The sequence below is a fragment of the Exiguobacterium sp. s191 genome, from assembly GCF_018618955.1.
Classification (GTDB): domain Bacteria; phylum Bacillota; class Bacilli; order Exiguobacteriales; family Exiguobacteriaceae; genus Exiguobacterium_A; species Exiguobacterium_A abrahamii.
Window position 1 is genome coordinate 1 of record NZ_JACSNC010000003.1, and the last position, 12753, is coordinate 12753.

General features: G+C 48.1%; 16 protein-coding genes, 10 tRNA genes and 1 rRNA gene. 3 read left to right on the forward strand and 24 right to left on the reverse strand.

All coding sequences use genetic code 11. The features are described from left to right. From KNQ09_RS13270 to acpS, 20 genes are all read right to left on the reverse strand, one after another. A 16S ribosomal RNA gene (locus tag KNQ09_RS13270) occupies window positions 1–112 on the reverse strand; the annotation flags it as partial. Between the two features lie 135 nt (window positions 113–247). After that, window positions 248–324: transfer RNA gene (locus tag KNQ09_RS13275), tRNA-Ile, on the reverse strand. An 18-nt stretch (window positions 325–342) separates the two neighbouring features. Beyond that, a tRNA-Arg gene (locus KNQ09_RS13280) sits at window positions 343–419 on the reverse strand. 4 nt (window positions 420–423) lie between these two features. After that, window positions 424–510 (reverse strand) — tRNA-Leu (locus KNQ09_RS13285). A gap of 17 nt (window positions 511–527) precedes the next feature. Beyond that, a tRNA-Lys gene (locus tag KNQ09_RS13290) sits at window positions 528–603 on the reverse strand. A gap of 7 nt (window positions 604–610) precedes the next feature. After that, window positions 611–682: transfer RNA gene (locus KNQ09_RS13295), tRNA-Gln, on the reverse strand. A gap of 4 nt (window positions 683–686) precedes the next feature. After that, window positions 687–762: transfer RNA gene (locus KNQ09_RS13300), tRNA-Asp, on the reverse strand. 36 nt (window positions 763–798) lie between these two features. After that, a tRNA-Val gene (locus tag KNQ09_RS13305) sits at window positions 799–874 on the reverse strand. Window positions 875–877: 3 nt separating this feature from the next. Then, a tRNA-Glu gene (locus tag KNQ09_RS13310) sits at window positions 878–952 on the reverse strand. 49 nt (window positions 953–1001) lie between these two features. Further along, a tRNA-Ser gene (locus tag KNQ09_RS13315) sits at window positions 1002–1093 on the reverse strand. A gap of 7 nt (window positions 1094–1100) precedes the next feature. Continuing rightward, window positions 1101–1175: transfer RNA gene (locus KNQ09_RS13320), tRNA-Asn, on the reverse strand. 149 nt (window positions 1176–1324) lie between these two features. Next, window positions 1325–1765 (reverse strand): SprT family protein, encoded by a 441-nt coding sequence (locus tag KNQ09_RS13325; RefSeq protein WP_064300644.1) that lies wholly within the window; start codon window positions 1763–1765, stop codon window positions 1325–1327. Continuing rightward, complete coding sequence (locus KNQ09_RS13330) at window positions 1762–3882, reverse strand: Tex family protein (RefSeq protein WP_214858799.1); 2121 nt, start codon at window positions 3880–3882, stop codon at window positions 1762–1764. The genes KNQ09_RS13325 and KNQ09_RS13330 overlap by 4 nt, the downstream gene beginning before the upstream one ends. A gap of 63 nt (window positions 3883–3945) precedes the next feature. Continuing rightward, window positions 3946–4743: an RNA polymerase sigma factor SigB gene (gene sigB, locus KNQ09_RS13335; protein WP_023469620.1), complete on the reverse strand. Its 798-nt coding sequence runs from the start codon at window positions 4741–4743 to the stop codon at window positions 3946–3948. Beyond that, window positions 4709–5191, reverse strand: a complete 483-nt coding sequence (rsbW, locus tag KNQ09_RS13340) for an anti-sigma B factor RsbW (protein ID WP_023469621.1) — start codon at window positions 5189–5191, stop codon at window positions 4709–4711. The genes sigB and rsbW overlap by 35 nt, the downstream gene beginning before the upstream one ends. Then, entirely contained in the window at window positions 5188–5514 is a 327-nt protein-coding gene (locus tag KNQ09_RS13345; RefSeq protein WP_023469622.1) for an STAS domain-containing protein, read from the reverse strand. Before KNQ09_RS13345 ends, rsbW begins: the two co-directional genes overlap by 4 nt. A 194-nt stretch (window positions 5515–5708) precedes the next feature. Next, window positions 5709–6059, reverse strand: a complete 351-nt coding sequence (locus tag KNQ09_RS13350; protein ID WP_023469623.1) for a type II toxin-antitoxin system PemK/MazF family toxin — start codon at window positions 6057–6059, stop codon at window positions 5709–5711. A gap of 3 nt (window positions 6060–6062) precedes the next feature. Next, window positions 6063–6287: a hypothetical protein gene (locus tag KNQ09_RS13355; RefSeq protein WP_023469624.1), complete on the reverse strand. Its 225-nt coding sequence runs from the start codon at window positions 6285–6287 to the stop codon at window positions 6063–6065. 139 nt (window positions 6288–6426) lie between these two features. Then, window positions 6427–7500 (reverse strand): alanine racemase, encoded by a 1074-nt coding sequence (gene alr / locus KNQ09_RS13360; RefSeq protein ID WP_050679020.1) that lies wholly within the window; start codon window positions 7498–7500, stop codon window positions 6427–6429. Continuing rightward, a complete protein-coding gene (gene acpS / locus KNQ09_RS13365) occupies window positions 7478–7858 on the reverse strand; it encodes a holo-ACP synthase (protein ID WP_214858800.1) in 381 nt (126 codons plus the stop codon). The genes alr and acpS overlap by 23 nt, the downstream gene beginning before the upstream one ends. Window positions 7859–7926: 68 nt before the next feature. Here acpS and KNQ09_RS13370 point away from each other — a divergent pair, with 68 nt between their 5' ends. After that, window positions 7927–8667, forward strand: coding sequence for a rhomboid family intramembrane serine protease (locus KNQ09_RS13370; RefSeq protein ID WP_064300646.1), 741 nt, complete (start codon window positions 7927–7929; stop codon window positions 8665–8667). Between the two features lie 433 nt (window positions 8668–9100). Here the strand turns inward: KNQ09_RS13370 and KNQ09_RS13375 are convergent, their stop codons facing one another. Genes KNQ09_RS13375 through KNQ09_RS13385 form a run of 3 tightly spaced genes read right to left on the reverse strand, consistent with a single transcriptional unit; the run spans window position 9101 to window position 10149 of the window. Continuing rightward, entirely contained in the window at window positions 9101–9364 is a 264-nt protein-coding gene (locus tag KNQ09_RS13375; RefSeq protein ID WP_023469628.1) for a hypothetical protein, read from the reverse strand. 19 nt (window positions 9365–9383) lie between these two features. Then, on the reverse strand, window positions 9384–9884 hold the full coding sequence (locus tag KNQ09_RS13380; RefSeq protein ID WP_023469629.1) for a hypothetical protein: 501 nt from the start codon (window positions 9882–9884) through the stop codon (window positions 9384–9386). Continuing rightward, window positions 9874–10149, reverse strand: a complete 276-nt coding sequence (locus KNQ09_RS13385; RefSeq protein ID WP_023469630.1) for a 4a-hydroxytetrahydrobiopterin dehydratase — start codon at window positions 10147–10149, stop codon at window positions 9874–9876. Before KNQ09_RS13385 ends, KNQ09_RS13380 begins: the two co-directional genes overlap by 11 nt. A gap of 163 nt (window positions 10150–10312) precedes the next feature. Here KNQ09_RS13385 and KNQ09_RS13390 point away from each other — a divergent pair, with 163 nt between their 5' ends. Both KNQ09_RS13390 and KNQ09_RS13395 read left to right on the forward strand, forming a co-directional pair. After that, window positions 10313–10846, forward strand: a complete 534-nt coding sequence (locus tag KNQ09_RS13390) for a cysteine hydrolase family protein (RefSeq protein ID WP_064300647.1) — start codon at window positions 10313–10315, stop codon at window positions 10844–10846. A gap of 17 nt (window positions 10847–10863) precedes the next feature. Then, window positions 10864–12315, forward strand: coding sequence for a nicotinate phosphoribosyltransferase (locus KNQ09_RS13395; protein ID WP_029342847.1), 1452 nt, complete (start codon window positions 10864–10866; stop codon window positions 12313–12315). A 50-nt stretch (window positions 12316–12365) separates the two neighbouring features. On the opposite strand, the gene KNQ09_RS13400 is transcribed toward KNQ09_RS13395, so the two are convergent. After that, window positions 12366–12692, reverse strand: a complete 327-nt coding sequence (locus KNQ09_RS13400; protein ID WP_029342848.1) for a hypothetical protein — start codon at window positions 12690–12692, stop codon at window positions 12366–12368. Window positions 12693–12753: the final 61 nt, after the last annotated feature.

Sequence of the window (12753 nt, forward strand, 5' to 3'; positions counted from 1 at the left end):
CTCATTCCACTGCCTTCCCTCCGAAGAGTTCCGTCAGTTTCCTGCGCTCGACTTGCATGTATTAGGCACGCCGCCAGCGTTCGTCCTGAGCCAGGATCAAACTCTCCATGAAGTGTTTGACTTGCTCTTTTTTGTGACCGGAGTCACGATTGACGAAGCTTGCGCTTCATTCGTTTTTGTATTCCGTAGAATACGATTTTTGCCTCATCGTTCAGTTTTCAAAGTTCGTCATTGTTTGTTTTGAAAATGGTGGGCCTAAGTGGACTCGAACCACCGACCTCACGCTTATCAGGCGTGCGCTCTAACCAGCTGAGCTATAGGCCCGTCAAAGCAAACAAAATATGGTGCACCCTGAGAGATTCGAACTCCCGACCCCTTGATTCGTAGTCAAGTACTCTATCCAGCTGAGCTAAGGGTGCGATATGGTGCGGTCGAGAGGACTTGAACCTCCACGATGTTGCCACCACTAGGCCCTCAACCTAGCGCGTCTACCGATTCCGCCACGACCGCAAATATGAAATTAAAAATGGTGTGTCATGCAGGATTCGAACCTGCGACCCTCTGATTAAAAGTCAGATGCTCTACCAACTGAGCTAATGACACATAAAAACTGGGCTGGAAGGGATCGAACCTTCGCGTGCTGGAATCAAAATCCAGTGCCTTACCACTTGGCTACAGCCCAAAAATGGCGGTCCTGACGGGATTCGAACCCGCGATCTCCTGCGTGACAGGCAGGCATGTTAACCGCTACACCACAGGACCGCAATTTGAAGTTGTAAACAACTCTTTAAAAAGAAATGGTGGAGGATGACGGGATCGAACCGCCGACCCCCTGCTTGTAAGGCAGGTGCTCTCCCAGCTGAGCTAATCCTCCATATGGTGACCCGTACGGGATTCGAACCCGTGTTACCGCCGTGAAAGGGCGGTGTCTTAACCGCTTGACCAACGGGCCATATCGTAATTAATAATTATTCTCAAGAAACATTTTCACATAAGAGGTCTGGCGGAGATGGAGGGATTCGAACCCTCGCACCAGTTTCCCGGCCTACACCCTTAGCAGGGGCGCCCCTTATAGCCACTTGGGTACATCTCCAAAAGAATGGCTCCGCAAGTAGGATTTGAACCTACGACCTACCGGTTAACAGCCGGTTGCTCTACCGCTGAGCTATTGCGGAACGTTACGTTCTGTTCGGAACACTTTTATATAGTAGCAACTTTTTTTCTTTCCGTCAATGCTTTTTTAAAAAAGTTTTTAGCGACGATAAGTTGTTTAGTTGCTGTCGTTTTGACGACTTCTATAATTTATCATGCTCCGAAATGAACGTCAACTACTTTTGTAAAAAATCTTTCCACGACATCGACCACATCGATACCTTTCCGTATTCATGCGTCTTTTCCTTCTATATAATGTGCTGCATTTCTCACATTCATAAAGATAGGATTTTTTTTCGTCTTCTTGTCTTCTGGGACTGTATCGAAGCCCACCATAGCGCTCTAACCATTCCTTGAAGTCTTGATCTTGATGACGGTGTCCCATTCCTGCTAGATGTAAATGATAGTGACACAGTTCATGAATCACGATTCCGCGGAAGACTTTCATGTCATCGATATATCGTTTATTGAAGTCTAAATGATGATCGCCTAAGAAATAGCGACCACCTGTCGTCTTCAGCCGTGGATTAAAATAAGCTTTATGTCGAAACGGTAAGGAAAATACGTCGAGCGAAAGTTGCTCGACGTATCGTTGTAATTGTTCATTCGTCATTTCGGCGGAACCAGTGTCAAACCAATCCGTCCCCGCTCTGGTTCAACATTCGTCACCCATACTGTCACGATATCCCCGACAGCGACGACATCAAGTGGATGCTTGACACGTTTACGACTGAGCTTCGAGATATGAATTAAACCATTCTCTTTCACTCCGATATCAACGAACGCACCAAAATCAAGAACATTTCGGACCGTTCCTTGGAACTCCATCCCGACTTGGATCATATCCATCGATAGAACATCTTGGCGGAGCAACGGTTTATCGAGCGCTTCCCGAGGGTCACGACCCGGACGTTGTAACGCTTCGATGATGTCACGTAATGTCGGCTCTCCGATCTCGAGCGTCTGTGCCATCTCCGGTAATGACAATGTAGACAATTGTTCCCGCACCGCATCCGTTCCAACTTGATCCAGCGTTAAGCCGAGTGTCTTAAATAACTTCTCGACTGTTTTGTACTGTTCCGGATGAATCGGCGTCCGGTCGAGCGGATGCGTACCTTCTAGAATTCGTAGGAATCCTGCTGCCTGTTCATATGCCTTTGCACCAAGACGAGGAACTTTCAATAATTCCTGACGCGTCTTGAACGTCCCAAGTTCCGAGCGGCGTTCGACGATTTTTTTCGCCGTCGCCTTCGTGATTCCTGCGACATAACTCAAAAGCGGTTCTGACGCTGTATTAACATCAACTCCGACTTGGTTGACGACCGTCTCGACGACAAAATCAAGCGTCTCCTTCAGTTTTGTTTGCGAGACATCATGTTGATATTGACCGACTCCGACAGACTGCGGGTCGACTTTGACAAGTTCAGCCAGTGGATCCTGCAGGCGACGCGCAATCGAAATCGCGGATCGTTGTTCAACCTGAAGCTCTGGGAACTCTGTCCGGGCAATCTCTGAAGCGGAATAAATACTTGCCCCTGCCTCGTCGACGATCGTAAAGGCGATATCTTTTTGCCCCTGCATCCAGTCCGCAACGAATGCTTCTGTTTCCCGCGAAGCTGTACCATTGCCGATCGCAATCAATTCGATCCCGTATGTATCGACGAGCTGCGAAAGAGTTTGACGTGCTTCTTTCGCTTTGTGTTCTGACATCGTCACGTAGATGACGCCGACTTCTTTCATTTCACCTGTCGGATCGATGACTGCCCACTTACATCCTGTCCGGTAAGCCGGATCCAGTCCCAACATGACTTTCCCTTTCATCGGTGGCTGCATGTAGAGTTGGCGGAGGTTCTTACCAAAGACGTCGATTGCTTGGAGCTCTGCCTTTTCCGTCAGTTCATTTCGAATTTCTCGTTCGATGGCAGGAAAGACGGATTTTTTATAGCCCGTCGTGATCGCTGCTTCGACGATATCACGTTTCTTTGGCGCCAGTTGTGCGTAGGAACGAAGCAATGTCGGTAAAACCTGTTGTTCCTCTAACACGACTTTCACAGAAACGATTTTCAATGCTTCCGCACGGTTAATCGCAAGAATCCGGTGCGGAACGATCTGTTGGATCCGCTCACTGTAGGCATAATACTGTGCAAAGACGCCTTTTTCATCGACTGCATCCTTTTTCTGTTTCGTAACGATTTCTGCTGAACGGCGCATTTGCTTACGAATGAACTCACGCACCGTCGCTTGTTCGCCCCACTCCTCGGCAATGATCGATTGTGCCCCGGTAAGAGCTTCTTCCAGATCCAGCCCATTGCTCAAGCGATGGAATGTCGCTTCATCATAAGCAGACTTGTCGCGGAACCAGTCAGCAAGTGGTGCAAGCCCTGCTTCCCGTGCAATTTCCGCCTTTGTCCGACGTTTTGGTCGAAACGGTAAATAGATATCTTCGACTTGTTGTAACGTCGTCGCTTCCTCGAGCGTTCGACGGAGTTCCGGCGTCAATGCACCTTGCTCCTCGATTTTTTCAAGGACGTCACTCCGTCTACTTTCAAGTTGTGTTAATTGTTTATGTCGATCAAGAATCGCTTTGATCGCGACCTCATCGAGTTCACCTGTCTGTTCTTTTCGGTAGCGGGCGATGAACGGAATCGTACCGCCTTCTTCCGTCAATTGTAAGACTGCCTTCACTTGCGCAGGACGTACATTCAATTCACTTGCGATTCTCTTTTCCATCTGCTTCACCTCTCATTCATTATACCGAAGAACGCATGGAAAAGAAAAAAGACTGACACGAGGTCAGTCTTTTGAGAATACTTCATTTGGTTCGACTTTGATCGCTTCACGTAACTTCTGCAAAGCACGTCGTTGGAGACGGGAAACGTGCATTTGTGAAATGCCGAGTAATTCGCCCGTTTCTTTTTGACTCATATTGCGGTAGTAGGCACATTCGAGAATCGAACGTTCGCGGTCCGTTAAGACAGCAAATGCCTTTTCAAGAATCAGACGCTGATCGACGGAGTCGTAGCCGTTTTCTTGATTCCCGACGAGGTCGAGTAACGTAACAGTACTACCTTCCTGATCTGCCTCAATCGAACTATCGACAGATAATGCTTGATAGCTTTTACCCATCTCAAGTGTTTCGAGGACTTCCTCTTCCGATACTTCAAGACGCGCAGCAATTTCATCAATGCGCGGAGAGCGTTGCAACTCCGTCGTCAATTCTTCCACTGCTTTCTTGATTTTCGGTCCGAGTTCCTTAATGCGACGTGGAACGTGGACGCTCCATGTCTTATCGCGGATGAAACGTTTGATTTCACCGATGATCGTCGGAACAGCAAACGACTCAAAACTGCGACCGAATTCTTTATCGAAGCGGCGAAGCGCTGCGAGCAACCCAATCATACCGACCTGAACGAGATCGTCATGAATCGGTCGACCACGCGAGAACTTCCGGGCCAAAGCTTCTACCAAGTCTGAATAACGCTCGAGTAATGCCGCATGCACTTCCTCATCTTGGTCGTCCTGCTGATACAAATCAATCAGTCGAAGTACTTCATCATCACTGTGATGGCGTTGTTGAGACTTTGCTGGCACTTTGACCCACCTCATCTCTATTCATATATTTTGTCATATGGACAGTGACGCCGTTCGCTTTCTCGATCGTTACTTGATCCATCAATGCTTCGATCATCAAGATGCCGAGTCCTCCTTCATGCAAGGAATCGAGATCGTGTGCATCCGTAATCGGTTCACTTTGGCGTTTGACCTCATCTTTATCGAACGTAATGCCGTTATCCTTGACGACAATCTCAAGACGATCATCCGGATAGACGTTACATGTCAAGGCGATGCTACCATCTTCTTTTCCTTCGTACGCATGTTGAACAGCGTTCGCACATGCTTCTGAGACAGCGATCTTGATATCTTCGATGTCATCATACGTGTATCCCATCCGGTTCGCGACGCCTGAAACCGTCAAACGGGCAATGGCTACATATTCCGGTTTTGCCGGTAATGTCATGTTTAGTTGTTCGTTCTTCATTGCGTTCCACCTCTTACACCACTATCGATTGTAATGATGCTTGAAAGACCTGTGATTTCGAATAGACGACGGATGCGTTCAGAAACACCGACGAGCGTGAACGATGTACCGTTCTTTTTCGCTGCTTTGAGTGCTCCGACGAACACGCCGAGACCTGTCGAATCCATGTAGTGGACTTCATCCAAATGGACGACGACATCGTTTGTCTCAACTGCCGGAACTAGTTCTTGGCGAAGTTTTGGTGCTGTATACGTATCAATCTCACCTGCGATATAAAGATGCGTCTGACCGTCAAGCTGCTCTGTTTTAATTGTTAAATCCATCTTCAAGTTCCTCCTCAAGGAAAATCTGTCTATGTGGTCTTGCTATTCATCCTACCTCATCCCTTTATAAAAAGGTCACTTGGGTATGTTTCCCCATAAAGAAAACTTTAAAACCTATTTTATAAAAAAAGAGGTCAAAAAAAGTCGCATACGCTAGTATCGACTCTTCTTGTGTTGCGCTTCTATGTAAGTGCCTAAAAATCAACCAAGCCTAAGCTGATTGCGACGGCACTATTTACCTTCATCATCGTGTCTGGATCTAGATGTGTGACTTTATCCGTTAGACGGCGTTTATCAATTGTCCGGATTTGCTCAAGTAAGATGACCGAATCACGTTCTAATCCGTGTCGCTCTCGATATACTTCCACATGGGTCGGTAGTTTGGCTTTGTCGATCTGTGCCGTGATCGCAGCCACGATGACTGTCGGGCTGAATCGGTTACCAATATCATTTTGTAGAACAAGCACGGGACGAACTCCCCCTTGTTCCGATCCGACCACAGGTGACAAATTTGCATAAAACACGTCGCCACGTTTGACTATCAAAGCTTACACCCCGCTTACTTGACGTAGGAGTGAGAACTCCGCCTCCGTTTCAATCTGGAACATTTCGCCAACGATCGATAAATTGATTGCTGCCATTTCTTCGTAACCACGCTTCAATTCCTCACGTAGCTGACGCTTGCGTTCTTCGGTCGTATGGTTCGACTTCATCCCAATCGTCTCCTTCGCTACATTTCGCTCAACAAACTGCATTTCCCGTTGTTGGACCAAGATAATGGCACCTCCAGATTCACTGAAACCTTAACGAACGACTCACTTTCTACTTCAATATATCAGTCGAATTCAGAAAATACAATCAAAATTCAAACAAATAACATATTTTTGCCATCTTATTGATGTCTTGTACGAATCATTGACGCGGAACACGCTTAGAGAATTGACAGAGAACTTCATAGTTGATCGTTCCGAGCCAATGGGCTGCTTCCTCGATCGGTGCCCCTTCTCCAATCAGGATGACTTCCGTTCCAATCGGATATTCCCGCGGTAAACGAATCATGAGCCGATCCATGCAGACACGACCGACGATTTCGCACGGTAGACCGTCTACGATCAACGAATAGCCTTGGAACTTGCGTGACCAGCCATCCGCGTAACCGATCGGAACGGTACCGATCCATTCATCCGTCGGCGCTGTATAGGTCGCTCCGTAACTGATTGTTTGACCCGGTTCGACTTGTTTGACCTGCATCAGACGACTTTTCAGTGAAAACGCTGGCTTTAAGAATTCGTAATGTCCTGCCATCTCATCCGACGGCATCGCCCCATATAACGCGATACCGACTCGTACGACGTTAAACGGCGCTTGACCTGCTAAACGAATCGCTGCCGCCGAATTGGCACAGTGGACGTAACGGATATCCGGTACTAGTGCGACATACGATAAAAATGTCTTGAGCTGGCGCTCGAATAACTGACTGTTCAACTCGTCAGCGGTCGCGAAATGCGTATAGATGCCTTCGAGCTCGACGAGATCATCATCGCACTCAGCAAGAATTCGCTTCAACTCATCGACATGTTGTAGTCCGAGTCGTCCCATTCCCGTATCGATCTTGATATGCAAGCGGAGATGATCGATTTCCGTCAAATGACGTTTCGCTTCCTGAAGCCAATCGGCTGAAAAGACAGGAACGGCGACATCATAATTCGAAGCGACTGGTGCATGTTCTGGTAGTAAGGCTTCAAGCATCAGGATCGGTGCTTGGATGCCCGCTTCGCGTAACTCGATCGCTTCTTCAAGGAGTGCGACAGCGAGTAAGTCGGCTCCGTTCTCAAGAGCGATCTCAGCGACTGTCACTGCCCCGTGACCATAGCCGTCCGCTTTGACGACCGCCATCACCTGTTGCTCGCCCATCCGTGTTTTGATTTCGCGTATATTATGTGCGATCGCTTCCCGATCGATTTCAATCCAAGTTGGTCGGTACATCCCATTCCCTCTTCTCTAATAAGACTTGCGCAGATGCATAATGCTCAGAATGTGTGATCGAGACGTGGATGACGCCATCGAATGGTCCACTCATGATCGGTCGCCCTGTCTCATCGTTTAAGACTTCAACGTCTTGCCAAGAGACTTCTTTTCCGACGCCAGTTCCGAATGCTTTGACGAACGCTTCCTTTGCGGCGAAACGTCCAGCGAGATACTCGATGCGACGATATCCCGAGAGCGATTGAAATCGTTCCTGCTCTGCCTGGGTTAAGATTCTCCCAGCAAAACGCGGCTGTCGCTCGAGCGTTTGCTCGATTCGATTCAGTTCGACCAAATCGATTCCAATTCCATAAATCATCTGAGACGCCTCCACAGTTCTATTCTTCGCCATCTTCATATAGAATGAAGATGAAGCGAGGTGTTGTCATGTTTAGTCGAACGGAAAACCTACAAACGTTCACACGTTCTTATCCGGTCGTTTCGTTGTTCATTTTAATCCAAGTTGCCCTGTTTGTCATCGAACAGTTGGGCCCACTCCTTAATCTGACATTCTCTCCTCTAAATGCAGGGGCATCCATCAATCTCTTAATTGAACAAGGTGAATGGTGGCGTGTCGTCACAGCAACGTTCTTGCACTACGATTTTTGGCACATTGCGTTCAATACGTTTGCTCTCGTCATCTTCGCTCCACCGCTTGAGCGGATGATTGGTCACGGTCGATTTGCAGCCTTTTACTTGCTCGTTGGTACGCTCGCGAACATCTTGACGTACTTCACGAAAATCAATGAACCGTTTTATGGTCAAGCTGGAGCATCGGGTGCCATTCTTGGTTTGCTTGGTTTTTATGTCTACTTGAGTCGATTCAAGCGGACGGTCATCCTAGCAGATGATACACGTCTTGTGTATATCTTCACTGCGGTCACGGCAGTCTTTACGTTGCTCGGATCGAACGTTGCTGTCTTTGGTCATTTGTACGGTTTCGTCCTCGGATTCCTCTTTGGATTCGTCTTTGGTAATCGCGCCGTTCCATTCACACGTCCGTTTCAAACCGGTCGTCGTTCGAGCGGTGGACCTGTCTTCGTAAGCGGTTCTGGTCAACTCGGTCGGATCTTCTTCTATATCATCATCGCGTTTGCCGTACTCGGATTATTCTTCCGCTACTTGTAAACCAGCATACAAAAAGAACTCCGCTACCCAATCGAGTTCTTGCAGATTGTAGATAAAAGAGCTGACTCAAAAAATGACGCATCTTTTCACGCCCTTTCCTCAGGCGAGACACAAGCCAGTTTTCCCGCTCCATTCGAGCAGGAAAACGGGTCTTGTTTGTCTCTGACAGCGCAAAATCGCGCTTTTTCCTGTAGGAGTGGCGTATGAGGCGTCATTCTTTTGATACTTGGAAGAAGGATTAGAGAAGTATTTTGTTCTCTCGAGATCGCTTCCTAGGGAAAAACAAGCAAGAGCGACCCTGAAGCGGCGCGATGCTTGTCCCAGGAAAACGATGCGAGACGAACAAAAAAGCGTAATCCTTCTCGTTAGAGAAAAATTACACTTTGTCTTCAGTCTCAAAGGACTCCGCTACACGCGTGAGTCCTTTTTTTGCTTATTTGCGAAGTACTTCTGCTAAGTCCTTCACGTCGTCAATCAGGTTATGGATCGTCTCCTGATTGTCCGTATAGAGTGCTTTTAATTCCTCAAAGCGCCCTTTTGGATCTTGTTTGACGGCAGACAATTGTGTTCCTGCGCCGCTGAATGTCCGTTTCACTGCTGCAAACTGCGCTTGGCGCGTATCTTTATGCAGTAGTGATAAAGTAGCGCCGACAAGTGCGCCACCGAGTGTTGCTACGACAAAATAGTTCTTCTTCATCTGTTAGTCCCCCTGCATCTCACTCATTTGTTGGTGGTACGATTTGATACCGTTTCATGACGGGAGAAGGCGCGAACGACTTCCCTGCCTCTTCAGCATACTGGTCTACCGTAAGACGTTCAACTGATTTTGCATAACGAGCTCCGTCCCCTGTCTCTTGGAACTGAATCAATAAGGCAAGATCCGTTCCCTTCTCGACACGTCCAATCCGAAATGCCTGGAAGCCACCATATTCTGCTCCGATGACTTTCGGATTCGACATCACTTGATGTACGAATAGATCCCCGCTATTTTGATCTGCCGGAATCGACCAGTAGAAGAGACTGCCTTCGTCCGAAAAATTGCCACGTGATTCAAGCAACGTATAGGTATTGCCACTTTGAAAAGGTGATTTCGAGTCCGTCTCCATCCAGAGGATGGCATCGCCGCTTCCGCTAGCGACACGAATATGAGCATCACGGGAACGAATTTGTTCAACGAACGAACCGCTACCGAATGTAATCGAAAGTTTAGATGGCATCACAGGCCTCCGCAAGTTGAAAGTCTTTTTCCGTCAATCCGTTTTCATCATGAGTCGTCGCTGCAAGTGTGACGTTTTTATAGTCGATCACGATCCGTGGATGATGATTCAAGTTTTCAGCGATACTTCCGACTTCTTGTACGAAATCCAGTGCCGCAGGAAACGATGCAAGTGTATAGGTCCGGACGATTTCATCATCCACGACACTCCAATCCTGCAACCGCTCAAGACGCTCTTCCACTTCATACTCATTCAACCTAGCCATCCCTTTCTCCTCCTCTACTATCATTTTCGTCCTATACCTTATACCCCATTCTTTTACTTCTCTATACCTGTTTGTATCCGATTTCTTCCTTTTGCCTTCTGTGTGAGATAGAGTACAATGTGAAAGAGAACACTAATTCAAAATCGGAAAGGGGCTTACGCATATGCGCGCTCTGATTGTCATTGATTACACGATCGATTTCGTTGCTGACGAAGGAAAGCTGACTTGTGGAAAACCAGGACAAGCGATTGAAGATCGAATTGCTACGTTGATGGAGGAGTTTTCAACGGAAGACTACGTCGTCATCGCCAACGATATTCACGAAGAAGGCGATACATTCCACCCGGAAACCGTCCTCTTCCCACCACATAATATCCGCGGAACACATGGACGTGATCTGTTCGGGAAAGTCGCAGCCATGGCACGGGTCGCCGATCACGTCATCGACAAGACGCGTTATAGTGCGTTCGCCGGGACGGACCTCGATTTACGCTTGCGTGAACGCGGTATCCGCGAAGTCCACCTCGTCGGTGTCTGTACGGACATTTGTGTCCTTCATACAGCTGTCGATGCCTACAATCTCGGGTATCGTATCGTCGTCCATGCCGATGCGGTCGCAAGCTTTAACGCGACTGGTCACGAGTGGGCGCTTACACACTTTAAACAATCGATCGGCGCAGAAGTCGTCGGCGAATAAGAAGGGATCTGTCCGTCATGTTACAACGTAATCTTGCACTCCATACCGATCTGTACTTACCACGGTGGATGTATATCTATTGGAAAGAAGGACGTCATAATGAACGTGCCGTCTTTGATGTTTACTACCGTTCGAATCCGTTCGCAGGAGGCTATGTCGTCTTTGCGGGTCTCGAAAATATCATCGAGTATATTCAAACACTCCGTTTCACGGAAGAAGATATCACGTACTTGCAAGAGATGATTGGCTTCCCGGATGAGTTCAAGGATGAACTGCGTCAGTTCAAGTTCAATGGCTCGATCTCAAGTGTCAAAGAAGGCGAAATCGTCTTCCCGAACGAACCACTGATTCGGATCGAGGCACGCATCTTTGAAGCGAAGCTCTTACAGACCGCGATTCTGAACATCGCGAACCACGAATCGCTCATCGCGACGAAGTACGCACGTATTCGTCAATCGGCTCCCCGTGCGAAGTTCCTCGAAGCTGGTGCCCGTCGCGCGCAAGGCATCGATGCCGCTTACTTCGGAACGCGTGCTTCGTACCTGGCTGGTTTTGACGTCACAAGCCTTGCTTCAGCAGGACGCGACTTCGGCATTCCGTGTGGTGGAACGATGGAACATGCCGACATTCAATTCCACGATGACGAATTGACGGCATTCCGGACATTCGCTTCTCATTATCCGGATCAGGCGACATTACTCGTCGATACGTACGATACGCTCAAGAGTGGTCTTCCGAATGCGATCACGGTTGCGAAGGAACTCCAAGCTAAAGGGCATAAACTACGCGGCATCCGGATCGATTCTGGCGACTTATCCTACCTGTCAAAACGTGCCCGTAACATGCTTGACGAAGCTGGCTTCCCGGAAGTCGACATCGTCTTATCAGGGGATCTCGACGAATACGTCATCCAGGACTTGCGCATCCAAGGTGCCCAAGCCAATACGTTCCTCGTCGGAACACGTGGCATCACAGCTTACGAACAACCGGCTCTTGGGATGGTTTATAAACTGGTCGCGCGTGAAGTAGATGGCGAGCTCGCACCCGTCATCAAAGTATCCTCGTCAAAAGCCAAGACGACGACACCTCACATCAAAGAAGTCTATCGCATCATTGATCCGGTGACGGATAAGTTCAAAGGCGATTACGTGACGTTGATGGACGAAGATCCGTCGACACTTGAAGCTGTCGATCTCATCGACGTCCGGGACCCATCGTTCCGAAATCGCATCGAACAGTTCAAGGTCGAGCGGTTACTTGAACCAATCTTCAAAGATGGAGAACTGGTCTATACGGTCCCAACGATCGAAGAAAGTCGCCACTTCCACGAAACACAGATCGGTCGTCTGTGGGAAGAGTACAAACGGCTACGTTTACCAGAGATTTATGCTGTCACATTCAGCGATCGTCTCTGGAAGCTCAAACTCGACATGATTCGGGATACTCGACTGGCAAGTGGGTTAAAATAAGACGCCAAAAAGCGCCGTTCTTCCTCCATCGGGATGAACGGCGCTTTTTCTCATGTTAATCCTGCTTCGTTTCCGACAGGTGTCATTTCTGTTGGCGCTTGTTCCATCTTCTTACGAAAGTACCATGCGAAGCCAAGTGCACCTCCGATGAAGACGATATACGTGATGCGTTGACCGAATTCAGCTAAGGAATCCGCGTAGAAAATACTGATTAAATGATCACTTCCACTAATGAGTAGCAAACAGGCAATCAGGAGCGCAATGCGATATGCAAGCGTCGGGCGGTCTGTCGGTTCAGCATGCCAATACATGATGATATGGTGGGCAAGTAGAACGATACCCAGGATTCCTAATATTCCAATGAGTACTTGCGGCATAATGAACGATCCTCCTGTTTAGTAGTATCTAGTCTTATTTAAACATAGTTCATACGAATTT